We start from the raw sequence: 23716 nt of genomic DNA on the forward strand, positions 1-23716 counted from the left end.
GGTCTGAAGGCGGACCGTTTGGTGAAACAAACTGTTGAAGTCCAGGATCGGACTACGAAACCGACGCGATGACCACGGCAATTGAGGACATATATCGGCCGCTTGCCTTAACCGCGAGATTGCTTGTCCAGTGCTGGCCGCAGCTATTGCTTGTCGGCTGCCTGGGTATGATCGCTCGTGGTCTGCTGCTTCAGGGCGCCGTGACGATCGGCCTCCAATTCCCGCTGGGCGGAATGGTCATGCTGTCGCTGGTGGTCCTCGCCAAGCTGACGGTGCTGGTCGTGATGTTCGTGGTGCTCCGGCCGCATATGCCGGCGGTGGCGGCACTGAGGCAAAAAGCCAAAAAGGCAGTGGACGAAACAAAGCGCGAGCCGGTCCTGGCGATTACCGCCGCTGCGATCCTGCCGTTCTTCGCCTATTATGCCGCCTGGGGTTTTCTTGGCGATACGGTTCGCGAATATTCGCGCATGGCGCTCGCCCAGGCCGATTTCGGCAAGAGCGTCGACATCTTCGCCATTCTTCAGTCAAGCGGCGTGGTCCTGTCGATCGTCGTATGCTGGCTGGTGCGTTTTGCCGCCAAGCGACTGAACGCGCGCGCGTCCCACCCTTACTGGCGGCTGCTGATCGTGGCGACGGACGCAACCTGGGTCTTCATCGGCCTCTACGCGCTCGGCGTATGGAAGGACCAGTTGATCCGCTGGCTTGGCGCAGGCGCCGCGCTGCAACAGCTCAGCCTCGATTTGCATGCGCCGGTAAGTCAGGCGGTCGCAGCCGGCCAGTTCGTTCCCGTTGAATTCCGGCCGCTTCCCTTCGGCGAGCAGCTTCAGAATCTATTCTTTTTCGCGTTGCTGCCGATTGTCTGGCTGGTGATGGCGGCGATCATCAACGGCTATGAGCTTTCCGCGCCGGCCGCTCCCGGTCGTGCGCCATCCCGAGCGACCTCCTGGCAGAAGTGGCTGAAGGATTTCGCGTCTCACTTCGTTGGCGGTTACCGCAGCCGCTATTCGCCGGTCTGGACTTGCGTCAAGCTGACGCTCAGTGCCGGCCTGGCCACGCTTGTCACCTTCGTCATCGCCTATCAGGCCATCTCCTGGGCCGGCGCCTGGACATGGTATGGCCTGACGAGGCTGATCGGAGCGCACGATCTCGGGACCTGGCAGATCTTCGCCGATGCCATCAGCCTGTTCATCGGCAGCCCAAGCGAACTCGACGGAGGAATCCTGCTCGACCCGGTCCGGGTCGCGCTGCTTGCAGCCGTGCTCGAGACCGCGGTCGCCATGGCTGGCGCAGCGAATGGCGTCAGGACCGCGGCTCGCTGACGCTGAGATAACTCGGCAACGCCGAGTAGAGGGCAATCGACAGCGTGAGGCTGCTCGCCGCAGGTGGGATCGAAAAGCTGGCAGCCATCCGTGCCGGTTTGCCGGGCTCCGTCGTCGCGAATGCCATGCCGCCGCACCGGGACCGTTGCTCGGCCTCCGGATACTGCTTCCTGACCACCGGATCGGCAAACAGGGTTGGCCGCCATTCGCGACTGCTGCCATCGGAAAGCCGCACCTCGCAAGGTACCGAGCCGAGCGCTTTCGGGTCAGCAGCGAGAGCTTCGAATTCGGCAAGCACGACGGCGCTGCCCGCGCTGCCTGCCAGTCTGGTGAAGCGTGTCACGGTCCAGCTGGCGCCGGCATAATCGATCGGCTGTCTCAGGCTCGCAGATAGCGGCTGGCGCAGATGTTGGGAGCGCCAGTTCTTGATGCTTCCCCACGTCTGCACGGCCAGCGCGGCAGGCAGTGCGACCACCAGCGCCATCATGCTCAGCCAGTAGCCTCGCCGCGTTGACGTCACCTTTGCGGGAGAACTGTCCATGGCGGCCTTTCTTCGTTGCGGCGTATGATGATGGCCGGCTCGATGTCCTTGCCGGAAACATTCGTGGCGATGCGGATCTCGTCGTCGAGCGGCAGCAATTTTGTGGGTGCGACCACGACGGTGCCGCCGGCGACGGCATCCTCCGGCACTTCGAAGACCAGAAGGACCCGGCGTGGCAGCCCGGGCTGGTAGACATCGCCCGGCATCATTTCGATCGTCGCCCACAAGCGGTCGGTCAGGACATAACGGATGCCGCTGCGGCTCAGCCACTCGCCCGATGTGAGACCCAGGGTTTTGAATTTCGCCTCGGCCTCGCCTTCGACGACAACCCATACGCCGGAACTCGTGTAGGTCTTTGACTTGCCGAAGGTCTCGACGTTGAGCACACGCGCCACCCTGGCGCTGTCCAGCGAAAGCGCGAAGGCGCGGGCCTCCACACGCTTGTTCATGCCGCCCGAAGCGACTATCGGCGATGTAATGTCGCTGTACAGCGGGCGCGTGTGCTGCATGCCGAAGAGCACGGCGGCAGCCAACAGCAGCGCCAGCGCCGAACGCACCATGCGCATCATGGCGCCTTCTCCACCGGCAGGTCGACCGTCGCAACGGGATCACGTTCGAACCACCCGCTTGCGCCGTAGACATTGTCGCGCAATTTGTAGATCTGGCCGGTGACGGTGATCGTCACCTTGTCGGGCACGGGCACACCGGCCGGCCACTCCCAGGCCATGGTCAGGCGTTCCGGCATGTTGGGATTGAAATATCCCGCCAGATACTTGTCACGATCGAGATAAGCCGTTGGCATCGGCAGCTTTTGCGCCGGCGCGCTGAGCGTGACGACGCGATGGAGCACGTTGTTAGGGGTGGCGGAACGGTTCACCACCTCCATATCCACCATCACAAGCTGCACGGGCCGCGATGGGGGAACGCCTGTCGGCGACACGGTTCCGACACGTGCCGTTCGCAAGGTCACAAACCAGCGACCGGCATCGATTTGCTGGCCTGCCTGCACAACCGGCACCTTTGGCGGATGGGCAGCTTCGTAGAGCGTCATTGAAAACGAGATTGCCGATGCGGCCAGCCCGCCCAGGCCTGCAATCAAAAAAGCATACAGCCTTTGCCGTATTGTCGTTCGTGTCGGTTCCGTCATGCGCCGTTTGGTATGAGATGGTCCTCAGGCCAGCCTTATACGATGCAAGAACAATTTGTTACAACAGCAGCGGCAGGCATCTCCAAAGCGGTTCAGCGCAGGGACACCAGTCGCGCAACCGGTGGCTCGCCCGGTCAGTGTTATCTCGGCTCCTGGCGCCGGGAGCGGCCCGCCTAAACCAGTCGGCCGGGCTCGGCTCGGCGCCCCCTCACCTTCTTCACGTATCCGACCACACCGCCAGTTCGTAGCCGTCCGGATCGGAGAAGTGGAAGCGGCGGCCGCCCGGGAAGGAATAGGCGGGCTTGACGATCTTTCCGCCGGCCTCCTCGACATGGCGCTGGGTCTCGTCGAGCTTGTCGGCATAAAGGATCACCAGCGGCCCGCTTGCCGCCTTGCCCTGGCCGCCGAGAGCGAAGCCGCCGGTCAGGCGGCCGTCATTGAACTCGCAATAGCTCGGCCCGTAGTCCTTGAAGGACCAGCCGAAGGCCTTTCCATAGAAGTCGCGCGAGCGCGCAATGTCGCCGACGAAAAACTCGACATAATCGATGCGCTTGTCGTTGCTGGATTTGGCCATGATCTTCTCCTTTCGCGGTTTTTGGATGCTCAGCGCTCGAGCATTGCCTTCAGGCTGTTGAGGTCGCGCTGCACGGCCTCGGCGTCGGCAGCGAATATCTTGTCCGTCATGTCCGGCGTCCTCAACAGCACGAACATGACCTCCGCGCCGGTCCCGTTAGGAACCACGCGCACCGCATTGCGGGTTTCCTTGTCATCGGCAAAGACGATGTGATCGAGGACGCCGTATTCGTTCGGCCGGGAGAAGCGGATGCGGATGGGCCGGCCGTCGGGGTCCTCCGCAGTCCATTCCTCGCCCGATCTTTCGAAGCGCCTGCCGAGGCCTGCCGCCCAGCGCTGGAAATTCTCAGGGATGGAGGCGAAGTCATAGACTTCGCGCCAGTCCCGGTCGATGGACGCGGTGATGATGCGGGATTTGTAGATCGTCATATCTGCCTCCTTTCAACCAAGGCAGACTAGGCGGCGTTGGCGGTGGCGTATTGAACGAAACGGCCAGCTCAGGCGCCGAACTGTCGCAGAACCGTCGCCGGCGAGAAGCCCGACAGGCGCCGCACCTCGCGCGTCAGATGCGCCTGGTCGGAATAACCCGCTTCGAACGCAAGATCGGCCAGGCGCGGCTCGGTGGACTGCCGCGCCAGGTTCAGGAACCGCTGGAAGCGGAGGATGCGGTCGAGCGTCTTCGGGCCATAGCCGAAAGCCTCCCGGCAGCGGCGGCGAAGCGTTCGCGGGCTGACGTCGAGCCGGTCGAGGATCACCGCCATGCCCGGACCGGCGGATTCGGTTTTCAGCGCGTTGAAGGCAAATCCCATGTCCGCAGGCGGCGGCTCGACATCCGGCGCAAGCCTGCAGAGTGCCGCTTGCATCGCCCGCATCCGCTCTATCGTCGAGGACGCCTCGCCAATTTTTTCGGCGATTTCGCGCGCAAGCGCTCCCCAGAAGTGGCTGAGCGCCACCCGGCCGCCGACGATTTCCGACATCGGCAGGCCGAGCCATCGGCTTGCCGCACCCGGTCGGAAGCGGGCGCCGATCACCGTAGAGCCAGGTGTCAGAGTAGAGAGGGCAACGGCCACGTCGGGGCCCGCCACGACCAGATCGCCGTCGATCCAGGTGATGTCGACGCAGCCGTCGGGGACCACGGCCGACAGGCTCGCCGCGTCCGGGCGCAATGTATTGGACCAGGCACACTGGAAATGCCCGTCGAGTGCGGCCGCAGGATCGAACTCGCGGTACTCCCCGATTGCCCCGGAAAGGATTGGTGCCCCGGAAGGGACGGGTGTGTTGTCGGACGTCACGAGCCTCTCCTGTGAGGAACTTTAGGCATCGTGCCCTTCGGTCCCCAAAATCTATTGCGCTGGCGGCGGGCTTCAACCCTGTCCTCTGTGCTCCAACCCTCGTTTGGGGCCTGCACTGTGAGCGGGCGTCTGCGGTGCAATGCGTCTTGACGACCGGGGCGCCGTTCGATTGGCAGCTTTCACCGGCTGCTGGCGATGTCGCCCGCGATAGGCAGTTTGCCGTCTTTATCGCCATGGAGCCTTGACGCACGGGAACCATACACGTTAGGGCGTCCGGGCACGAACGATTGGCGACCAAGCAAGGAAATTCCAGCTGATGGAAATTTTTACCGCCGCCGGCCTCGCGGCCCTGCTCCAGGTCATTGCCATCGACCTTGTGCTTGCCGGCGACAATGCCATCGTCATCGGCCTTGCTGCGGCGGGCCTGCCGTCGGATCAGCGCAAGAAGGCGATTCTCGTCGGCATTGCGGCGGCCACCGTGCTTCGCATCTTCTTCGCTCTGATCACCCAGTGGCTTCTCACCATCGGCCCCATTCTCCTCATAGCCGGCGGCCTGCTGCTGCTTTGGGTGTGCTGGAAGATGTGGCGCGAGTTGCGTGTCAGCTACGAGCAGGAACATGACGCGACGGAAGCGTTGTCGAATGTCGATTACGACAAAAGCGGGACGATTGGCGGCAAGGGGCCGCGCAAGACCTTCGCTCAGGCAGCCTGGCAGATCGTCATTGCCGACGTTTCGATGTCTCTCGACAACGTCCTTGCAGTCGCCGGCGCGGCGATGGACCATCCGACGGTCCTGATCATCGGCTTGGCGCTGTCGATTGCGCTGATGGGCTTCGCCGCTTCGTTTGTCGCTCGCCTCCTGCATAAGTACCGCTGGATCGCCTATATCGGCCTGGTGATCATTTTCTATGTCGCCGTGAAGATGCTTCTGGATGGTGCTGTGCAGCAGTGGCCCGAACAGTTTGCGTTCCTGGCGCCCTGGTTCGGGCCGGGCGGTCATTGAAACCTGAGCAGTGCCGGTCTTAGCAGTGCAGGCCCGCCCGAGGCGCCAAGCCATTCCTCGGTTTGCCTGATTGCGGAACTATGCTATTGCGCCGTGCGAATTGAGCTTCTGCGAAAGTTCAAAAGATCAACATGCATCGAGACTTCCGGGCCGGGCCTAAGGGTTTCCGGCCCGCGTCCATTGGAAACCGCAAATGTCTGCCCCTCGCGTCAGTTTCGTCAGCCTTGGATGCCCCAAAGCCCTCGTGGACTCGGAGCGCATCATCACCCGCCTGCGCGCCGAGGGCTATGAGATCGCGCGCAAGCATGACGGCGCCGATCTTGTCGTCGTCAACACCTGCGGCTTTCTCGATTCGGCTCGCGATGAATCGCTCAATGCCATCGGCTCCGCCCTTTCGGAGAACGGCAGGGTCATCGTCACCGGCTGTCTCGGCGCCGAACCGGACGTCATCCGCGAAAAACATCCCAACGTTCTCGCCATCACCGGTCCGCAGGCCTACGAGAGCGTGATGGCCGCAGTGCATGAGGCCGCGCCCCCGAGCCACGATCCCTATGTCGATCTGTTGCCGCCGCAAGGCGTCAAGCTCACGCCGCGCCACTATGCCTATCTCAAGATTTCGGAGGGCTGCAACAACCGCTGCACGTTCTGCATCATCCCGGCGTTGCGCGGCGATCTCGTTTCGCGGCCGGCGGCCGACGTGCTGCGCGAGGCCGAGAAACTGGCCAAGGCCGGCGTCAAGGAAATCCTGGTGATCTCGCAGGACACCAGCGCCTACGGCATCGACATCAAATACCAGACCAGCATGTTCGGCGATCGCGAAGTGCGGGCCAAATTCCTCGATCTGTCGGAGGAACTCGGCAAGCTCGGCGTCTGGGTACGCATGCACTACGTCTATCCCTACCCGCATGTCGCCGATGTCATCCCGCTGATGGCCGAAGGAACGATCCTTCCCTACCTCGACATTCCTTTCCAGCACGCCTCGCCGCGAGTGCTGAAGAACATGCGTCGGCCCGCCCATGGCGAAAAGACGCTCGACCGCATTCGCGGCTGGCGCGAAATCTGTCCGGATCTGGCGATCCGCTCCACCTTCATCGTCGGCTTCCCCGGCGAGACGGACGACGATTTCGAGATGCTGCTCGACTGGCTGGACGAAGCCAGGATCGACCGCGCCGGCTGCTTCAAATACGAGCCGGTCAGGGGCGCCCGCTCCAACGACCTCGGCCTCGAACAGGTACCGCAGGAGATCAAGGAGGCGCGCTGGCACCGTTTCATGCAGCGCCAGCAGAAGATCTCGGCAACGCAACTCGCCAGGAAGGTCGGCAAGCGTCTGCCAGTGCTGATCGACGAGGCGCATGGCACCTCGGCGAAGGGCCGCACCAGATACGACGCACCCGAAATCGACGGCTCGGTGCATATCCAGTCGCGGCGTCCGTTGCGCGCCGGCGATGTCGTCACCGTCAAGATCGACCGTGCCGACGCCTACGATCTTTACGGCTCAGCGGTCTGACCGCATCTCGCCCTACGGCGCCGCGTCCTTTCGGGCGGCAAAGGACGCCGCATAACATAACACCTGATTTTGCGCATGACCCTTCCCGAAATCGATCCCTATTTCGGGCTCTTGCTAAACGAAAGGGCGCCGCGCGGCGCCCTTCCTGTCAAGATTTTGGCCCATCTTGCGCTTACTGCGGCAGCTTGTCGTCGACGCCCTTGACGTAGAAGTTCATGCCGAGCAGCGTCGGGTCGTCGGCGACTTCGCCTTCCTTCAGCCACGGCGTGCCGTCCTGCTTGGCGATCGGGCCGGTGAACGGGTTCCATCCTTCGACGATCTTCTTCTCGGTGGCTTCCGCCATCGCCTTCACGTCGTCGGGCATGTTGGTGTAAGGGGCCATTTTAACGGCGCCGTCCTTGATGCCCAGCCAGACATTGCCGGGTTTCCATGTGCCGTCGAGCGCGGCCTTCACCCGGCCGATATAGTACGGGCCCCAATCGTCGACGATCGAGGTCAACTGCGCCTTGGGGGCGAACTTGATCATGTCCGAAGACTGGCCGAAGCCCTGCAGTCCGCGCTCTTCGGCGACTTGCAGGGCAGCGGTCGAGTCGGTGTGCTGGACGATGATGTCGGCGCCCTGGTCGAACAGAGCCTTGGCGGCATCGGCTTCCTTGCCCGGATCGAACCATGAATTGATCCAGACGATCTTCGCCTTGAAATCCGGCTTGATCGACTGGGCGCCGAGCATGAAGGAATTGATACCCATCACCACTTCGGGAATCGGGAACGAAACGATGTAGCCGGCGACGCCCGACTTCGATTGCTTGGCGGCGATCTGGCCGAGGATGTAGCGGCCTTCGTAGAAGCGTGCGTTGTAGATGCCGAGATTTTCTGATGTCTTGTAGCCGGTCGCGTGTTCGAACATCACGTCGGGGAATTTCTTGGCGACCTTCACTTCGGGGTCCATGAAGCCGAAGGACGTACCGAAAATGATCTTGCACCCTTCGCGCGCCAGGCGCTCGAAGGCACGATCGGCATCGGGACCCTCGGAGACGTTCTCCAGATAAGCGGTCTCGACCTTGTCGCCGAGCGCCTTCTCCACGTCCAGGCGGCCCTGGTCATGCTGGTACGAATAGCCGAAATCACCGATCGGGCCGGTATAGACCCAACAGGCTTTCAGCTTTTCCTGCGCTTCGGCGGTCGCCGCCAGCGACAATGCCGCCGCCGCGGTCATCAGCGCAATAAGCAGTTTTTTCATCGTGTTACCTCTCTGAGTTAAGCCCTGGAGCTTCCCGTTTGTCTTTTCTATCGTCAGCGATCCGGAACGAATGGCTGCCCCAAGGAAGCCGGTGTGTTCATCATCGTCAAACGCTTGTTGCGCGAGATTAGAACGAGAACCACGATGGTTGCCAGATAGGGCAACGAAGAAAGCAGTTGCGAGGGAACCGGAATGCCGAAAGCCTGTGCATGAAGCTGGCCGATCCAGACCGCGCCGAAGATATAGGCGCCCGCCAGCACGCGCCATGGCCGCCATGATGCGAACACGACCAGCGCCAGCGCAATCCAGCCGCGCCCGGCGGTCATGTTCTCCACCCATTGCGGCGTATAGACCAGCGACAGGTGGCCCCCGGCAAGGCCCGCACAGGCGCCGCCGAAGATCACTGCCAGATAGCGGTAGCGGATGACCTTGATGCCAAGTGCATGGGCCGATGTGTGGCTGTCGCCGATCGAGCGCAGCGTCAGCCCGGTGCGGGTCTTGAACAGGAACCACATGACGGCGGCGGTCAATGCAATCGAGATGTAGAAGATCGGGTCCTGGCCGAACAACAACCTGCCGATGACGGGCATCGCCGTCAGGCCGGGAATGTCGAGGTTTGGCAGCCTCGCGCCGGGCTGGCCGACAAAGCTGGTGCCAATCATGCCGGAAAGCCCCAGGCCGAGCAGTGTCAGCGACAGGCCGGTCGCCACCTGGTTAGTGGCCAGCGACAAGGTCATGACGGCGAACAGCAGTGAAAACACCGCACCCAGGGCGATCGCCGCCAACAACCCGATCCATGGCGATCCGGTGAGATAGCCGGCGCCGAAACCGCCGACCGCCCCCATGATCATCATGCCTTCGACGCCGAGATTGAGCACGCCGGAACGTTCGACCACCAGCTCGCCGATCGCCGCGATCAGCAAAGGCGTCGCCGCGGTTGCGATGGTCAAAAGAATGTTGACGGTGATGTCCATCAGCGGGCCTCCTCCAGCTTCGGCGCGGCTTCAAGCGTCGGCGCAGCCAGGCCGATCAGACGAATGCGGTAGTGAATGAGCGTGTCGCAGCCGAGCACGAAGAACAGGAGCATGCCCTGGAACACGCGCGCCACCTTGTCGGAGATGCCGAGCGCGCTTTGCACCGCCTCGCCGCCAAGATAGGTCAGCGCCAGCACCAGGCCCGCCGCGACAATGCCTAATGGATTGAGCCGGCCGAGGAACGCCACGATGATGGCGGCAAAGCCGTAGCCGGGCGAAATCACCGGCTGCAGCTGGCCGATGGCGCCGGAGACTTCCGAGATGCCGGCAAGTCCGGCCAGTGCCCCCGACAGCATGAAGGCGAAGAACACCATCCGGTGGATGCCGAAGCCGGCGAAGCGCCCTGCCCTGGGGCTTGAGCCGAGCACGCGGACCTCAAAGCCTTTCAGCATGCGGCTCATCAGGATCCAGACCAGCACCGCCGCGACCAGCGCGAACACGAAACCCCAATTGGCGCGGCCGGAGGCCGGCATCAGTTCCGGCAATATCGCCGAGTCGTTGAACTGTATCGTCTGCGGGAAATTGAAACCCTTCGGATCGCGCCACGGCCCGCGCACCAGCCAGTCGAGGAACAGCTGCGCGACATAGACCAGCATCAGGCTGGTCAGGATCTCGTTGGTGTTGAAGCGCGCCTTGAGCAGGGCGGGAATGGCGGCGTAGGCGGCACCGCCGACCATGCCGAACAGCAGCATCAGCGGCAGCACCAGCGGCCCTTCAAACTGCGGAAACAGCACCGGAATGCTCGATCCGACGATGCCGCCCAGGATGAACTGGCCTTCCGCGCCGATGTTCCAGATGTTGGCTCTGTAGCAAACCGACAGGCCGACCCCGATCAGGATGAGCGGTGCCGCCTTGATCGCCAGCTCATGCAGCTGCCAGACCTGACTGACAGGCTCGAGGAAGTAGATCTGGAACGCCTTCAAGGGATTGACGCCAAGCAGCGCGAACAGGATGGCGCCGGCAATGATCGTCAGCACGAATGCAATGAAGGGCGACAGCGCCGAGAACAGCATCGAGCGCTGCGGCCGTTTGACGAGTTCGAGGCGCATCATGACGTCTCCAGAGCGTGTTCGGCGTGGCCCGGCTCGGCCCCGCCCATCAGCAGTCCGATCTTTTCGAACGTCGCCTCGGCGATCGGCAAAGGCTTCGACAACTCGCCATTGTGCATCACCGCGATCGCGTCGGATATCTCGAACAATTCGTCGAGATCCTGGCTGATGACCAGCACTGCCGAGCCGCTGCGCGCCAATTCGATAAGCGTCTGCCTGATATGGGCGGCCGCACCGGCGTCGACGCCCCAGGTCGGCTGATTGACGACCATGACGCTTGGCCTGCGGTCGAGTTCGCGGCCGACGATGAATTTCTGCAGGTTGCCGCCTGAAAGCGCTGCCGCCTCCGGGTCCGCAGCGCTCTTGCGCACATCCATCGCCTTGATGATGCGTTGGGCAGCTGCATAGATCGCATCGCTTTTGACCATTCCGCCGGCGCCGACAAAAACCTTGCCGTCGGTGGCATGGCGCGACAGCAGCAGGTTTTCCGAAAGCTTCATGCGCGGTGCTGCACCGTGGCCGAGCCGCTCTTCCGGCACGAAGGCAGCGCCCATCAGCCGTCTGCCGGTGATGCTGAGGTGGCCGGCGTCCTTGCCGCGGATACGCACCGAGGCGGCATCCTGCTGCGGCACCTCACCGGAAACGGATTCGAAGAACTCGCCCTGGCCGTTGCCGGCGACGCCTGCAATGCCGATCACTTCGCCGGCGCGTACGGCCAGGTTGATGTTTCTGAGCGGGATCGAGAACGGCGTTGCGGGCTTGCGGCTGAGGGCGCGGATTTCAAGCAGCGGCTGCGCAGTCTCTATACCCTGGGCCGGCGCGCGCACCACGGCCTGCACGTCGTTGCCGACCATCATGCGCGCCAGCGATGCCGCGGTTTCCTTGCGCGGATTGCAATGGCCAACGACCTTGCCGTGGCGCAGCACGGTAGCGCGGTCGCAGATACGCTTGACCTCTTCCAGCCGGTGCGAAATGTAGAGGATGGACTTTCCTTCCGAGCGCAGCCGTTCGAGCGTCTCGAACAGCTTGTCGGCTTCCTGCGGCGTCAGCACCGAGGTCGGCTCGTCGAGGATGATGAGCTGCGGCGTCTGCAGCAGACAGCGGATGATCTCGATACGCTGGCGCTCACCGACCGAGAGGTCGCCGACCAGCGATTGCGGATCGAGCGGCAGGCCGTAGCTATAGGAAAGCGCCCTCGCCTTCGCGGCGATCGTGCTGATCGGCGAACCGTCGTCCAGCGACAGCGCGATGTTTTCGGCCGCCGTCAGTGCCTCGAACAGCGAAAAATGCTGGAACACCATGCCGATGCCAAGCTTCTTCGCAAAGCCGGGATTGGTGATCGTGACCGCCTGGCCGTTCCAGAAAATCTCGCCCGAATTGGGCTCCAGCGTTCCGAACAGCATTTTGACGAGCGTCGACTTGCCGGCGCCGTTCTCGCCGAGCAACGCATGGATTTCGCCTTTTGCGACGATGAGATCGATATGGTCGCACGCTGTCAGTGTGCCGAACGTCTTGGTAAGGCCACGAACCTCAAGCAGGTTGGCGTCGTCCTGATTTGCACTCACAGTGCCTCCCATCTGGTTTGCAGGCATGGTATGCGTGGCCTGCTGTCGTCGCAAAGCGGCACCCGTCTTGAAAGAGCTTCAAGAATTTCAGCGGAAACCTAACGCATCGGCCCGAAAATCGAAATCGATTTTCGGAAAGCACGATGCGCAGATTCAAAATGTCAGAGCGTGCTTTTGTGCGTCCAAGTGGACGCAGGTCGCTCCAAGCGATGGCAAGGCTCAGGGGACAAAAATGGTTGTCCCGGTCGTCCTGCGGCCTTCGAGGTCGGAATGCGCCCTGCCGGCGTCCTGGAGCGCGTAGCGCTGATTGATCTTGATCTTGACCGCGCCGCTGAGCACGATTTCGAACAGCGCGGCGGCGGACGCCTCCAGGTCTTCGCGCCTGGCGTTGTAGACGAACAGTGTTGGACGGGTTGCAAACAGCGAACCTTTCTGCGCCAGCAAGGACATGCTGAACGGCGGGACCGGTCCCGACGATTGGCCGAAGCTGGCGAACATGCCGAGCGGCTTCAGGCAGTCGAGCGAAGCCGGAAAGGTGTCGTTGCCGACCGAATCATAGACGACGTCGCACTTCTTGCCGCCGGTGATGGCGAGGACGCCGGCGACGAAGTCCTGCTCGCGGTAGTTGATGACGTGGTCGAAGCCATGCGCCTTGGCGAGCTCGATCTTGTCGGCGGAGCTGGCGGTGCCGATCACGGTTGCGCCGAGATGCTTGGCGCATTGGCCGAGGATCAGCCCGACGCCGCCGGCCGCCGCGTGAAACAGGATCGTGTCGCCCGCCTTCACCTCGAAGGTACGGCGCAGCAGATATTCCGCCGTCATCCCTTTCAGCATCATGGCGGCCGCCTGTTCGTCGCTGATGCCGTCCGGCACCTTGACGACGCGATCGGCGGCGATCACGCGTTGTTCGGCGTAGGCGCCAGTCGTCACGGCGTAGGCGATGCGATCGCCCGGCTTCAGCCAGTCGACGTCCGCGCCCACTTCCACCACCACCCCGGCCGCCTCGCCGCCGGGTATCAGCGGGAAACCGCCTGGCGGCGGGTAAAGGCCGGAGCGATGATAGACGTCGATGAAATTGAGGCCGATCGCCGTGTGCCTGACCAAGATTTGCCCCGAGCCGGGTTGGCCCGGATCGGCGTCCTCATAGGTCAGGACCTCCGGACCGCCATGGGCGTGGATGCGTATTGCTTTGGACATTGATGAGGCTCTCTTGGGACCAGACTCTATGGGATCAGGTTTTCTTGGCGCCGAGCGTTGGAAAGAGCTGCATGATACCGCCGATGCATGCGAGGTAAAGTCCGGTGACCGTGATGCCGATCTTGGTGAAGACACTCACCTGCTCGCCCAGGACGCCGATCTGGTCGTAGAAGGCGGCAAGAGCTGCCTGCGCCAGCGCCAGCGCTCCGAAAGCGCACCATAGCAGCGTCATGCCAAGGTTGATCGGCCGCAGCCGCGCCACCCGCACCGGGTGGATGAAATTGATCGGCACAAAGGTCAGGATGCCGGCCACCACGACCACGGCGAAGGAAACCCATTGTCCCGGCTCGATGACGAACAGCGTGAACACCACCATGTTCCAGACCACGGGAAACCCCTTGAAGAAATTCTCCTTGGTCTTCATCCCGGTATCGGCATAGTAGATCGCGCTCGACACGACGATGATCGCCGCCGACAGGAACGACAGGCCCTCGCCCATGAAGCCGCGCTGGTAAAGCGCGAAGGCCGGTATCAGCACATAGGTGACGTAATCGATGATGTTGTCGAGGAGTTCGCCCGACCACGTCGGCAGGATTTCCTTGACCTCGAGCTTCCTTGCGATAGGCCCGTCGATGCCGTCGACGAACAGCGCCAGCCCCAGCCACCAGAACATCGCCGTCCAGCGCTGCTCGCTCGCCGCCACCAGCGACAGGAACGCCAGGAACGAGCCTGATGCGGTCAGCAGATGCACCGAAAACGCGCGCGCCTGCGGCCATGTGACTTTCTTCTTCGGCCTCGGAATCTTGTCGGCGATTTTCCTGGCCGTGATTTTTCCGGCCGTGATTTTTCTGGCCGTTGCTTTTTTGCTCACGGGCCCCGCCAGTCCAGCTTGCAGATTTCGGCCGAGCGGCCGGCAAAATTCCAGTTGCGGCCGAAGGCCCGCATCTTGCTCTTGTCGGACCTGGCGACGATGATTTCCGGTGCGATCCAGTACTCCGAATTGCTGATCACCGTATCCTTGTCGCGGTCCTTGCCGGAAATCGGCGTTACGGCTCCATCGATGATCTTCGGGATCTGGAAGATTCGGGTCCTGTCGCGCGTCTCATAGGTGATCGGCGCCTGCTCGACGCCGAGGAACTTTCCGACCAGGATGGAGAGCAGCGAGGTGGTCCCGCCAGCCTTGCCGGTGAAAATCCTGGTCAGCGCCTTTACCGCGTAGACGGAGGCGCGCTTGTCGATGAACAGTCCGGCGGTCCAGTTGCCGCGGCTCATATAGCCGGGGATTTCCATGACCAGCCCAAGATTGAGGCCGGACAGCTCGACCTCGCCGAAATGGCCGGCATCGATGCGGAACCCCGCCCAGGTCTGGCAATAGCCCTCGGTCGGCGGATGACTGCCGAGAGAGAGCACGCAAGGACAAAAAACCGTGCAATTGCAGGAGAGCACCAACTCTCCTTTCATTGCCCAGCCTTGATCCGCCATAGAATTCTCTCCCTATGCCGAGACTACTAGCAGGGCGGTTGCCCAGACAAGCAGTATCGCACCGGCGACCCGGGTTGGCAGCCTGCCCGCCGTCTGTTTTTCGATCAAGGTGAACAGGCCGATCAACGCCAACCAGAACACGTTCATCACACCGACGGCGAACATCACCAGCATCAGCGCCCAGCAGCAGCCGAGGCACCAGACGCCCTGCTCCATGCCGAGCCGGAAAATGCGGCCGGGCCTCGCGCTCCAGTTCGAAAACAGGATCGAGAACGGGCTTTTGCATTTTGTCAGGCAGGCTTCCTTCAGGCCGCTGAACTGATAGAGGCCAGCAACCAGAAGCGCAGCCGCTCCTGTCGCTCCGACCACCGGATCGAGCATCTGCACAGATGAGGCGAAGGCGTGAACGATGAGCGTCAGCGCCGCAAACACTGCCGACGCAGCCAACCACACGCTGAGGTAACCGGCGACCAGGATCAGCGGATGGACGACCGCTTCGCCCTTGATCCGCGCGGTATCGGCAATCTCGCAATAGGTGCGGATCATCGGCGCCGCCGAAGGCAGCATGGTGGCGACCGCCATCAGGAACCACATGACGATGAGCGCTCCGGCCTGCGCGCCGACGCCGCCGTCGAGCGGCGCAGGTGCAAGACAAAGGCTGAAGAAGCGCTCGAGAAGATCCGGCAGCGGCAGCCCCGGCAGGTGCCTGAGCATCGTGTCGCCGGGTGCATCCACGCCCGGAACCCGGCTTTCGGCGCCACGTATGGCCATGGCGCCGAGCAACAGCCATGCCAGGACGACGGCTGCGCCCAAAACGATGTTCACCGCCGGTCGAGGATTGCGCGAGACGCTCGCCGCTGCGCGGCCGAAACGGTCGAGATGACTGAAATCATGGTCTTCGGCGGTCATGGCAGTCGAATGGGCCGAATCGCCGCGTTGATCAAGCCGCATGATCTGATCTATATGCTCCTCAGGTCGGACCGACCGCCTCACATCGCAACCGGGAAGCCGAATTGGACCGTCGGGAAACAGCACGGATACTGGTGGCCGGCAGTGGCCCGGCAGGGCTGATTGCAGCGCTTGGTTTCGCAGACGCCGGCTTTCCCGTGACGCTCGTCGGACCCGAGGCAAATGGCCAGGACGGCCGCACGACGGCCCTGATGAACCCGGCCCTGAAGATCCTCGAGCGGTTGGGCGTCCTCGATGCGGTGAGGTCCCAGGCCGCACCGCTGAAGGTGATGCGCATCGTCGATGCAACCAGCCGGCTGATCCGCAGCCCGGTGGTCATTTTCCGCGCCAGCGAAATCGGCGAGGAGCAGTTTGGGCTGAATTTACCCAATAGTGCGCTCAACCCCGCGCTTGCCAGTGTTGTTGCCGCCCATTCCGGCATCGAATGGCGAAAAGCGATGGTGGAGACCTGGCGCCTCGAGGGCGACCATGCGCATGCGATCCTGCCTGACGGCAGCGAGATCACGGCATCGCTGGCCGTCGCTGCCGATGGCCGTTTGTCGCCGGCCCGCGAGGCTGCCGGCATCTCGACGTCGGCGCGGTCCTATCCGCAGGCGGCATTGGTTCTCAATTTCGGCCACCGCAGCGACCACTCTTTCACGTCGACCGAGTTCCACACCGAGACCGGCCCGTTCACCCAGGTTCCCCTGCCCGGCAACCGGTCCAGCCTTGTCTGGGTGGTAGAGCCGGAAACGGCGAAGGAACTCGCCGCACTGGACGACGCGGCGCTTTCGATGCGCGTCGAACAGCGGATGCAATCGATGCTGGGCCGGGTTTCCGTCGAACCCGGCCGGCAGATCTACCAGCTTTCCGGCGTGACGCCGCGGTGCTTCGCGCGCAACCGGGTCGCACTTGTCGGCGAAGCCGCCCATGTGTTTCCGCCGATCGGCGCACAAGGTCTCAACCTTGGTATCAGGGATATCGATGATCTGATTGGAATTGCTTGCAAAAACAGGGATGACCCGGGCGCCGTCAAGGCCCTCGCAGCCTATGATTTCAAGCGCCGGCCCGACATCCTGGCGCGCAGCAATGCGGTCAACCTGCTCAACAAATCGCTGCTCTCGCAGATGCTGCCGGCACAGATGGCGCGCAGTGCTGGCCTTGGCGTGCTCGGCGGATTCGCGCCGCTCCGCGCCTTTTTCATGCGCGAGGGGCTGCGGCCCGGCAGTGGTTTTGCAGCGCTCGCCGGCGGCTTAAGGAAACAGATCCGGCGCTAGCACAGGGCCGGCTGGCCCGTAGCTTGGCGGGGCGTCAAGCGTTCGGCATTGAAATCATGCGGCGTCTGCGTCAAATAGGTCAGGTATCAGCCATAAGTCGGGCTCGATTTTTTGAAGCGTAACGCGTAAATTCAAGGTCTTAGGGAGTCTTTGCGCATTCCAAGGGCGCGGCACTCTAGGACTTAGTGGTGAGTTCCATGATGAAAACAGCCAAATTCTCGATCGGACAGGTGGTCCGCCACCGGCTGTTTCCGTTCCGCGGCATCATTTTCGATGTCGACCCGCAATTCGCCAATACCGACGAATGGTACGAGGCGATCCCAGCGGATGTGCGGCCGCGCAAGGACCAGCCCTTCTACCACTTGCTCGCCGAGAATTCGGAAACGGAATACATCGCCTACGTGTCTGAGCAGAACCTGCTCGAGGACCGGTCTGGCGAACCGGTGCGGCATCCGGAGATCGGCGAGATGTTCGACAAGAGGCCGGACGGACGCTACGAGCCGAGACGCCAGTCAAGACATTGACCTGACGAAAATTGCGGGGACCTGACGAAAATTACGGAGACCTGACGAAAATCGCGGAGACCTGACGCGATTGCGGGCCTCATGGGATCAAGAAAAGGCCGGACGGAACAAAAAGCGGGGCATGACCCCGCTTTTTTGTTGGCTTGAGGAATTGTCTTGTTTGCCTCAGGAATCAGTTGGCGGTCTTCGCTTTGTCCTGTTCTTCCTTGAGCTTCTTGGCGAAGTCCTGGTTGTTCTTGGCAACGAAATCCTGAAGCTTCTTCTGCCGATCCTCGATGTCCGACTGCTGCAGCGGCGGCCCGTCGAAGGCGCCGCTGAAGCCGGTCAGAGCGACCTTGATCGGGTTCGGCTGGTTCTGGAAATTGACTGAGGTCAGCGTCAGGTTCGAACCCTTCTTGAAGGAACTGATGAGCTGATCGGTCAGCGGCACTTCCGCCACGCAGCGGTCGGGGAAGCAGATCACATAGTCGAGCTTCTGCGCCTTCGCGGTGTCGATCTGGAGGCCAATGCCGGGAGGAATCAGGCGACCGCTCGGAACCGTCACCTGGAACACCTTGCGGTTTACCTTGCCCTTCAATTCGATCAGGCTGACGCCGGTGACGAGCTGGCCGTTGCCGGCGGTGGTGATGTTCTGGACATTGCAGATGTCGACGTCTTCCTGCTTGGTGCAGGCTTTGAACCAGCCCTGCGGAATCTGCTGTTGCTGCTGCGCAAGAGCAGCGGGAAGCTGTGCGCCCAAAAAGCCGACCACGCCAGCGGCCATGACCGACAGGCGGTACGCGTTGCTGTTCAGGCTCGTCATATCGTGCACTTCCTCTCAAATGATCCCGGGACCGGCTTCTTCGCGCCGTGTGGTCCAGCTAACTGTTGTCGAAATGAGGCAACAGAATGACTTCGAACGGCGTGTTACACTGCAAGCGGTGCCGAATCCAGCCCGATGCCCGCAATTCTTGAGCTCGCGATTAGCCGGGAGGCGGTCGGCTCATGTTAGGGTGCGCTCCGAATCATCAAGCCGACCCGGTAAGGAGACGGTCATGGGCCGCGTTCTTGTTTGGCTGATCGCCGCGATTATCACCCTTTCGCCCCAGCCGGCCTTGTCGGAGCCGAAACACGCGATCGCCATGCAGGGCGAGCCGGCGCTGCCGGCCGACTATGCGCATTTCAACTACATCAATCCCGATGCGCCGAAGGGCGGCAGCATCACCTATTGCGTCGTTGGCAGCTTCGACAATCTCAACCCTTTCATCCTGAAAAGCCTGCGCACGACGGCACGCGGCATGATCGACAGGATTTTCGGCAATCTCGTCTTCGAGCCGTTGATGCAGCGCAATGACGATGAGGCTTTCAGTCTTTACGGCCTGCTTGCCGACACTGCCGACATGGATCCGGAGCGCAAGAGCATCGAATTCCACCTCGATCCGAGGGCCAAATGGTCTGATGGCCAACCGGTGACTGCGGAAGACGTGCTGTTCACCTACGACGTCTTTACCGAGAAAGGCCGGCCACCCTACAGCGCCCGCATGAGCATGGTCGCCAAACTGGAAAAGACCGGCGACCGCAGCGTGCGCTTTACATTCAACGACAAGGCTAATCGCGAGACTCCGTTGGTTATCGCGATGACGCCGATCGTGCCGAAGCACGCTTTCGACAAGGAGACTTTTGACAGGACCACGCTGAGACCTTTGATCGGCAGCGGCCCCTACACTGTGGCGCACGTGGCGCCTGGCCAGCGCATCGTGTTCAAGCGCAACCCGGATTATTGGGGCAAAGACATCCCCGCCAAGCGCGGTTTCGACAATTACGACCAGATCACCATCGAATATTTCCTCAACGCCAACGCCAAGCTGGAAGCTTTCAAGAAAGGCATCTGCGCTATCGCTGACGACAGCGATCCGGTCAAGCGCGAGCGCGATCTCGACTTCCCGGCCTTCCACAGGGGCGACGTGATCGCCGAAACGTTCGACACCGGCATCCCGCCAGTGGTGACGGGGTTCCTGTTCAATACGCGGCTGCGGAAGTTTTCCAATCCGGTGGTTCGACGCGCGCTCGGCATGCTCTACGACTTCGAATGGGCCAACAAGAACCTGTTTGGCGGCAAGTACATGCGCACCATGAGCTATTGGCAGAATTCCGAGCTGTCGGCACTTGGCCATCCGGCCGACGGCAGGGAAAAGGCGCTCCTGGCACCCTACCCGGGTCGTGTGCCAGCCGATGTCATGGACGGCACCTGGCGGCCACCTGTCACCGACGGCTCGGGCCAGGACCGCAGGGTGCTGAAAGCTGCCTTCGACATATTCAAGGGCGCGGGCTATGCCTTGCAGGATGGAGTGATGCTCGATCCCGAGGGGAAACCCTTCGGCTTCGAGATCCTGACCGCCTCCCAGAACGAGGAGCGCCTTGCCGCCATCTACCAGCGCACGCTTGCGAAGATCGGCATCGATGTCACCATCCGCAGCCTTGACGGCGACCAGATCCAGTCACGTAAGCAACGTTTCAATTTCGAGGTGCTGATCGGCGCGAGCGGCTTCGAGAACTCGCTGTCGCCGGGCATCGAGCAGTTCGGGCGCTGGGGATCGGCTGCCGCCAATGCCGAAGGGTCGTTCAACCTTGCCGGCGTCGCCGATCCGGCGATAGATGCAGCACTTGAGGCGATGGTCGACGCCCGCAGCCGCGAAGATTATGTTGCCGCCGTCCGGGTCCTCGACAGGTTGTTGATCTCCGGCCACTACATGGTTCCGATGCAACACAACACGCAGCAATGGCTCGCCTACTGGAGCTATCTGGAACATCCGCGAAAGACCCCCATATCCGGTTATCGACTGCCGACATGGTGGCGCAAGCCGAAGTGACCTCTTCGGAACAGGAGATCAAGATGAGCGACGCGAAGTCGATTACCGTCGATGTGGTCTCCGACGTCGTCTGCCCCTGGTGCTTCATCGGCCAGAAGCGGCTCGACAAGGCGATCGCCGCGGCAAACGAGGTCGAGGTGCATATTCGCTGGCGGCCGTTCCAGCTCGACCCAACCATCCCGCCCGAAGGCAAGGATCGCCGCGAATACATGATGGCCAAATTCGGCAGTGACGAACGCGTCAGCGAGATCCACGCCCGCATCGAGCCATTGGGCGAAGCCGAGGGCATCAATTTCGCCTTCGCCGCCATAAAGGTTGCGCCCAACACGCTGGACGCGCACCGCCTCATCCGTTGGGCTGGTGCCGCCGGCGAGGTCATGCAGAACCGGCTGGTTCGACGTCTGTTCCAGTTGAATTTCGAGGAAGGCGCCAATCTCGGCGACCATGTCGTGCTGATCAACGCCGCCCGCGAGGCCGGCATGGATGCGTCCGTCGTCGAGACGCTTTTGCCGACGGACGCAGATGTCGAGGCGGTGCGCACCGAAATCGCCACCGCATCGAGCATGGGCATCACGGGCGTGCCGTGCTTTCTGCTTGAGGGCAAGTATGCGGTGATGGGCGCGCAAGACGTTGACACGCTCACCGACGCCATTCGCCAGGTTGCGGCGGCGAAGGCGCGGGGCGAGTTGAAGAAAGCGAACTGATAGACGTCCTTCCATAGGCGCGTTTGGCGACATCGCCACAGCAGCCAACGCCCTCCGGGCCAACGCCCTCCGGTCACTTTCCGGCTGCCGCCAGGTCGATATGGCAACAAAGATGACGGCGCGCTTTGCGTCGATTCGTCTTCCGCAGCATAAAAATCGGCCGATCGATCACGCTATTCCCATAACAAAACTGTGCAAAAGCTTTCCCTAGGGGAAGATGCTGACGCTTGCACACGTGAATCAGCAACTCATTGATATTAGACGGATAATCTGCGTCGAGGGCGACCTCGCAAGGCGTTGCCGCTGTTGCTTAATGGCAACGGCCAGGGGTTCAATCCTCGACAGCCCGAGAAAAGATAATGGAAAATGATCAATTGGTGTTACTGTCTGTAACAAAACTAAAAGAGGGTTGGGCGGGATTGTGATTCGGGTCGGTAGACCAAGGCGACATTCAATATCGGAAAAATGGCTCCGCGGTGCCGCAAGGTCGCCGCTCCTGACACCGGTTTCCTCGATGCGCAGCTTCTGGGGACTGATGCGGGCCTACTGGTTCTCGGACCGCTGGGTGGAGGCCTGGACGCTGACGCTGGTCATCGCCCTGTTTACCGCGCTCTCCAGCAAGGCTGGCGTCTGGTTCGCCGAAGCATCCGGGGAACTGGTCAACTCGATCGCCTTCTACCACGACGCCGCGAACACCACGCCGCTCGCATCGCTGCTCACCAATGCCGGCGTGCTCATCCTTCTGGTCGTGCTCAAAGACGCGGGCTTTACCGGCATCCGCACTTTTGTTTCCGCGACGCTGCATCGCAAATGGCGCGCTTGGCTGGACAGCCGCTTCAACGCAGCGCTTCTCGACACCAATCACACGCATTTCCATGCTCAGCACGGTTCCTCCGGCGCTGCTGCCCCCGACAACATCGACCAGCGTGTCCAGGAATCGATCAAGGACATGACCGGCGGAGCCATCGGCCTCGCCATCGGGGTGATGGCTGTCGCCACATCGCTTTATTTCGTCGGCCGGAAACTGCTTGAAACCTCGGCAGAGGTGAAAGGGCTGGAGTTCCTCGGCAGCTATGGCAGCGCGGTCCTGGCTTTCCTGGCGGTCGCCATTTACGTGCCGCTGAACACCTGGATCGCGGTGAAGCTCGGCAGGTTGCTGGAACGGATCAACATCCGGATGCAGCAATCCGAAGGCAGTTATCGCGGCGAGCTGACCACGTTCCTGCGCCGCAGTTTCCATGTCGCCGCCTCCCAGGGCGAGAATGTGCAAAAGACGATGCACGAACGGCTTTATGTCGACATCGACCGCACCTGGGCAAGGCTGAACATCGTCAACACCAGTTATCGTTCTTTCGAGCTGGTCTACACTTTCATCGGCGCCCGCATTGTCGCCTACGCGCCGGGCCTGGTGCCCTATATCCACAACCGTTTCGACCTCAAGGGCTACATAACGGGCTCCGAGATGGTCAACTCACTCATCAATCAATGTTCGTGGTTCATCCATGTCATGCCTTCCATTGCGGCGCTGCGCGCCAACAGCCTACGCGTGACCGAACTCGCCAACGCGATCGAAAACGTCCAACACCCGCAGGAATTCTATAGTCTCACCGGCTGTTCCGATTTCCGCTACGACCGTCAGAACCCGGTTTTCGGCCTGACCATCCAGAAACTCGAGCTGACCCATCAGGGCGAGGACGCCACGCCCTTCCTGAGTGCCGCGAATTTGCGCTTCCGGCGTGGCGAGTGGACGTTCCTGAAGGGCGAATCCGGCTGCGGCAAGACATCGCTGATCAAGGCGATCAACGGCCTGTGGCCCTATGGCCGCGGCTCCATCGTCTTTCCGGAAGGGGTCGAAAGTTTCTATGCCGCCCAGGACGTCAAGCTGCAGCAGGTCTCGCTGAAGCAACTGGTCTGCCTGCCCGGTTCAGAGCGCGATCACACCGACACGCAGGTTGCATCGGCCCTGCATAAAGCCGGCCTTGGCGATTTCATCGAACACATGGGCGATGAGAGCCGCGACGGAATGAGCTGGGACCAGGTGCTTTCGGGCGGCCAGAAACAGAAGCTGGTTGTCGCTCGTATCGTGCTGCAGCAGCCGGGGCTGCTGTTCCTCGATGAAGCGACCGGAGCGCTCGATCCGGAAGGGAAGATCGCTTTCCATCAAGCGATCAAGGACAATTGTCCAGATGCCACGGTGATCTCGATCATGCACGAGGCCGTGCCGCCAAGGTCGCTTTCAGGCGCCGAATTCTACCACAGCATCGTTGCCATCGCGGACGGCGTCGCGACCAAAAAGCCGCTGGCGCCGAGCCTGCCGGTCGAGCTCACCACCATCCTCGCGCACCCCAGGCCAGTCGAGGAAACAAGGCCGGTCGAGGAAAGATGGCTGCGCTTCCCTCGCCGCATCAGGCAGAAATAGCGGCGAACAGAATATCGTTGCACAGTGTCGCATCGGATTGGTGATC

The 23716-nt window shown here is 61.9% G+C and carries 23 protein-coding genes; 8 read left to right on the forward strand and 15 right to left on the reverse strand.

Features of this window, described 5'->3' with window-relative positions:
- Positions 1 to 167 precede the first annotated feature (167 nt).
- A complete protein-coding gene (locus AC0L2C_RS21210) occupies positions 168 to 1319 on the forward strand; it encodes a hypothetical protein (RefSeq protein ID WP_473524342.1) in 1152 nt (383 codons plus the stop codon).
- On the opposite strand, the gene AC0L2C_RS21215 is transcribed toward AC0L2C_RS21210, so the two are convergent.
- The 6 genes from AC0L2C_RS21215 to AC0L2C_RS21240 all read right to left on the reverse strand — a co-directional run bounded on the left by AC0L2C_RS21215 (position 1300) and on the right by AC0L2C_RS21240 (position 4872).
- Positions 1300 to 1860, reverse strand: coding sequence for a hypothetical protein (locus tag AC0L2C_RS21215; protein WP_473524343.1), 561 nt, complete (start codon positions 1858 to 1860; stop codon positions 1300 to 1302). The two genes, AC0L2C_RS21210 and AC0L2C_RS21215, sit on opposite strands and share 20 nt — an antisense overlap.
- Positions 1836 to 2429 carry a hypothetical protein gene (locus AC0L2C_RS21220; protein ID WP_473524344.1) on the reverse strand — a complete coding sequence of 198 codons (594 nt, stop codon included), beginning with the start codon at positions 2427 to 2429 and terminating at the stop codon, positions 1836 to 1838. Before AC0L2C_RS21220 ends, AC0L2C_RS21215 begins: the two co-directional genes overlap by 25 nt.
- Positions 2426 to 2911 carry a hypothetical protein gene (locus tag AC0L2C_RS21225; RefSeq protein ID WP_473524345.1) on the reverse strand — a complete coding sequence of 162 codons (486 nt, stop codon included), beginning with the start codon at positions 2909 to 2911 and terminating at the stop codon, positions 2426 to 2428. Before AC0L2C_RS21225 ends, AC0L2C_RS21220 begins: the two co-directional genes overlap by 4 nt.
- Positions 2912 to 3224: 313 nt before the next feature.
- Complete coding sequence (locus AC0L2C_RS21230; RefSeq protein ID WP_473524346.1) at positions 3225 to 3581, reverse strand: VOC family protein; 357 nt, start codon at positions 3579 to 3581, stop codon at positions 3225 to 3227.
- Positions 3582 to 3610: 29 nt separating this feature from the next.
- Positions 3611 to 4009 (reverse strand): SRPBCC family protein, encoded by a 399-nt coding sequence (locus tag AC0L2C_RS21235; RefSeq protein ID WP_473524347.1) that lies wholly within the window; start codon positions 4007 to 4009, stop codon positions 3611 to 3613.
- Positions 4010 to 4077: 68 nt separating this feature from the next.
- A complete protein-coding gene (locus AC0L2C_RS21240) occupies positions 4078 to 4872 on the reverse strand; it encodes a helix-turn-helix domain-containing protein (RefSeq protein WP_473524348.1) in 795 nt (264 codons plus the stop codon).
- A gap of 316 nt (positions 4873 to 5188) precedes the next feature.
- Here AC0L2C_RS21240 and AC0L2C_RS21245 point away from each other — a divergent pair, with 316 nt between their 5' ends.
- Together AC0L2C_RS21245 and rimO are read left to right on the forward strand one after the other, a co-directional pair.
- Positions 5189 to 5875, forward strand: coding sequence for a TerC family protein (locus AC0L2C_RS21245; protein WP_023801832.1), 687 nt, complete (start codon positions 5189 to 5191; stop codon positions 5873 to 5875).
- Between the two features lie 193 nt (positions 5876 to 6068).
- Positions 6069 to 7382 carry a 30S ribosomal protein S12 methylthiotransferase RimO gene (gene rimO / locus AC0L2C_RS21250; protein WP_023801833.1) on the forward strand — a complete coding sequence of 438 codons (1314 nt, stop codon included), beginning with the start codon at positions 6069 to 6071 and terminating at the stop codon, positions 7380 to 7382.
- A gap of 172 nt (positions 7383 to 7554) precedes the next feature.
- Here rimO and AC0L2C_RS21255 read toward each other — a convergent pair whose 3' ends face one another.
- From AC0L2C_RS21255 to AC0L2C_RS21290, 8 genes are all read right to left on the reverse strand, one after another.
- On the reverse strand, positions 7555 to 8622 hold the full coding sequence (locus tag AC0L2C_RS21255) for a BMP family ABC transporter substrate-binding protein (RefSeq protein ID WP_023801834.1): 1068 nt from the start codon (positions 8620 to 8622) through the stop codon (positions 7555 to 7557).
- 53 nt (positions 8623 to 8675) lie between these two features.
- Entirely contained in the window at positions 8676 to 9596 is a 921-nt protein-coding gene (locus AC0L2C_RS21260) for an ABC transporter permease (RefSeq protein ID WP_473524349.1), read from the reverse strand.
- The gene (locus AC0L2C_RS21265; protein ID WP_128169542.1) at positions 9596 to 10708 is read right to left on the reverse strand and encodes an ABC transporter permease; all 1113 of its coding nucleotides are present in this window, start codon (positions 10706 to 10708) and stop codon (positions 9596 to 9598) included. The genes AC0L2C_RS21260 and AC0L2C_RS21265 overlap by 1 nt, the downstream gene beginning before the upstream one ends.
- Complete coding sequence (locus tag AC0L2C_RS21270) at positions 10705 to 12282, reverse strand: ABC transporter ATP-binding protein (protein WP_287241493.1); 1578 nt, start codon at positions 12280 to 12282, stop codon at positions 10705 to 10707. Before AC0L2C_RS21270 ends, AC0L2C_RS21265 begins: the two co-directional genes overlap by 4 nt.
- 207 nt (positions 12283 to 12489) lie before the next feature.
- Entirely contained in the window at positions 12490 to 13467 is a 978-nt protein-coding gene (locus AC0L2C_RS21275; RefSeq protein WP_473524350.1) for a quinone oxidoreductase family protein, read from the reverse strand.
- 34 nt (positions 13468 to 13501) lie between these two features.
- Positions 13502 to 14338: a phosphatidylcholine synthase gene (gene pcsA, locus AC0L2C_RS21280; RefSeq protein WP_287174826.1), complete on the reverse strand. Its 837-nt coding sequence runs from the start codon at positions 14336 to 14338 to the stop codon at positions 13502 to 13504.
- On the reverse strand, positions 14335 to 14949 hold the full coding sequence (locus tag AC0L2C_RS21285) for a DUF1326 domain-containing protein (RefSeq protein ID WP_023801840.1): 615 nt from the start codon (positions 14947 to 14949) through the stop codon (positions 14335 to 14337). The genes pcsA and AC0L2C_RS21285 overlap by 4 nt, the downstream gene beginning before the upstream one ends.
- Before the next feature lie 12 nt (positions 14950 to 14961).
- Positions 14962 to 15900 carry a DUF2182 domain-containing protein gene (locus AC0L2C_RS21290; protein ID WP_473524351.1) on the reverse strand — a complete coding sequence of 313 codons (939 nt, stop codon included), beginning with the start codon at positions 15898 to 15900 and terminating at the stop codon, positions 14962 to 14964.
- 62 nt (positions 15901 to 15962) lie between these two features.
- Between AC0L2C_RS21290 and AC0L2C_RS21295 the strand changes: the two genes are divergently transcribed.
- Together AC0L2C_RS21295 and hspQ are read left to right on the forward strand one after the other, a co-directional pair.
- The gene (locus tag AC0L2C_RS21295; RefSeq protein ID WP_287174830.1) at positions 15963 to 17174 is read left to right on the forward strand and encodes a UbiH/UbiF family hydroxylase; all 1212 of its coding nucleotides are present in this window, start codon (positions 15963 to 15965) and stop codon (positions 17172 to 17174) included.
- A gap of 200 nt (positions 17175 to 17374) precedes the next feature.
- A complete protein-coding gene (gene hspQ / locus AC0L2C_RS21300; RefSeq protein ID WP_023801843.1) occupies positions 17375 to 17698 on the forward strand; it encodes a heat shock protein HspQ in 324 nt (107 codons plus the stop codon).
- A 172-nt stretch (positions 17699 to 17870) separates the two neighbouring features.
- On the opposite strand, the gene AC0L2C_RS21305 is transcribed toward hspQ, so the two are convergent.
- Positions 17871 to 18500, reverse strand: coding sequence for an invasion associated locus B family protein (locus tag AC0L2C_RS21305; protein ID WP_023801844.1), 630 nt, complete (start codon positions 18498 to 18500; stop codon positions 17871 to 17873).
- A gap of 232 nt (positions 18501 to 18732) precedes the next feature.
- Between AC0L2C_RS21305 and AC0L2C_RS21310 the strand changes: the two genes are divergently transcribed.
- The 3 genes from AC0L2C_RS21310 (at position 18733) to AC0L2C_RS21320 (ending at position 23670) form a co-directional block, all read left to right on the forward strand.
- Positions 18733 to 20547: an extracellular solute-binding protein gene (locus AC0L2C_RS21310; protein WP_473524352.1), complete on the forward strand. Its 1815-nt coding sequence runs from the start codon at positions 18733 to 18735 to the stop codon at positions 20545 to 20547.
- A gap of 23 nt (positions 20548 to 20570) precedes the next feature.
- The gene (locus tag AC0L2C_RS21315) at positions 20571 to 21251 is read left to right on the forward strand and encodes a DsbA family oxidoreductase (RefSeq protein ID WP_023801846.1); all 681 of its coding nucleotides are present in this window, start codon (positions 20571 to 20573) and stop codon (positions 21249 to 21251) included.
- Between the two features lie 514 nt (positions 21252 to 21765).
- Positions 21766 to 23670, forward strand: a complete 1905-nt coding sequence (locus tag AC0L2C_RS21320) for an ABC transporter ATP-binding protein/permease (RefSeq protein WP_473524353.1) — start codon at positions 21766 to 21768, stop codon at positions 23668 to 23670.
- Positions 23671 to 23716 lie beyond the last annotated feature (46 nt).

The sequence above is a fragment of the Mesorhizobium sp. WSM4845 genome (assembly GCF_055811455.1).

What these genes read in the sequence shown, in the direction of transcription:
- AC0L2C_RS21210 (WP_473524342.1), top strand. Translation starts at nt 168, where the DNA reads ATGATCGCTCGTGGTCTGCTGCTTCAGGGCGCCGTGACGATCGGCCTC.
- AC0L2C_RS21215 (WP_473524343.1), bottom strand. Translation starts at nt 1,860, where the DNA reads ATGGACAGTTCTCCCGCAAAGGTGACGTCAACGCGGCGAGGCTACTGG.
- AC0L2C_RS21220 (WP_473524344.1), bottom strand. Translation starts at nt 2,429, where the DNA reads ATGATGCGCATGGTGCGTTCGGCGCTGGCGCTGCTGTTGGCTGCCGCC.
- AC0L2C_RS21225 (WP_473524345.1), bottom strand. Translation starts at nt 2,911, where the DNA reads ATGACGCTCTACGAAGCTGCCCATCCGCCAAAGGTGCCGGTTGTGCAG.
- AC0L2C_RS21230 (WP_473524346.1), bottom strand. Translation starts at nt 3,581, where the DNA reads ATGGCCAAATCCAGCAACGACAAGCGCATCGATTATGTCGAGTTTTTC.
- AC0L2C_RS21235 (WP_473524347.1), bottom strand. Translation starts at nt 4,009, where the DNA reads ATGACGATCTACAAATCCCGCATCATCACCGCGTCCATCGACCGGGAC.
- AC0L2C_RS21245 (WP_023801832.1), top strand. Translation starts at nt 5,189, where the DNA reads ATGGAAATTTTTACCGCCGCCGGCCTCGCGGCCCTGCTCCAGGTCATT.
- rimO (WP_023801833.1), top strand. Translation starts at nt 6,069, where the DNA reads ATGTCTGCCCCTCGCGTCAGTTTCGTCAGCCTTGGATGCCCCAAAGCC.
- AC0L2C_RS21255 (WP_023801834.1), bottom strand. Translation starts at nt 8,622, where the DNA reads ATGAAAAAACTGCTTATTGCGCTGATGACCGCGGCGGCGGCATTGTCG.
- AC0L2C_RS21260 (WP_473524349.1), bottom strand. Translation starts at nt 9,596, where the DNA reads ATGGACATCACCGTCAACATTCTTTTGACCATCGCAACCGCGGCGACG.
- AC0L2C_RS21265 (WP_128169542.1), bottom strand. Translation starts at nt 10,708, where the DNA reads ATGATGCGCCTCGAACTCGTCAAACGGCCGCAGCGCTCGATGCTGTTC.
- AC0L2C_RS21270 (WP_287241493.1), bottom strand. Translation starts at nt 12,282, where the DNA reads ATGGGAGGCACTGTGAGTGCAAATCAGGACGACGCCAACCTGCTTGAG.
- AC0L2C_RS21275 (WP_473524350.1), bottom strand. Translation starts at nt 13,467, where the DNA reads ATGTCCAAAGCAATACGCATCCACGCCCATGGCGGTCCGGAGGTCCTG.
- AC0L2C_RS21285 (WP_023801840.1), bottom strand. Translation starts at nt 14,949, where the DNA reads ATGGCGGATCAAGGCTGGGCAATGAAAGGAGAGTTGGTGCTCTCCTGC.
- AC0L2C_RS21290 (WP_473524351.1), bottom strand. Translation starts at nt 15,900, where the DNA reads ATGCGGCTTGATCAACGCGGCGATTCGGCCCATTCGACTGCCATGACC.
- hspQ (WP_023801843.1), top strand. Translation starts at nt 17,375, where the DNA reads ATGAAAACAGCCAAATTCTCGATCGGACAGGTGGTCCGCCACCGGCTG.
- AC0L2C_RS21305 (WP_023801844.1), bottom strand. Translation starts at nt 18,500, where the DNA reads ATGACGAGCCTGAACAGCAACGCGTACCGCCTGTCGGTCATGGCCGCT.
- AC0L2C_RS21310 (WP_473524352.1), top strand. Translation starts at nt 18,733, where the DNA reads ATGGGCCGCGTTCTTGTTTGGCTGATCGCCGCGATTATCACCCTTTCG.
- AC0L2C_RS21315 (WP_023801846.1), top strand. Translation starts at nt 20,571, where the DNA reads ATGAGCGACGCGAAGTCGATTACCGTCGATGTGGTCTCCGACGTCGTC.
- AC0L2C_RS21320 (WP_473524353.1), top strand. Translation starts at nt 21,766, where the DNA reads ATGCGCAGCTTCTGGGGACTGATGCGGGCCTACTGGTTCTCGGACCGC.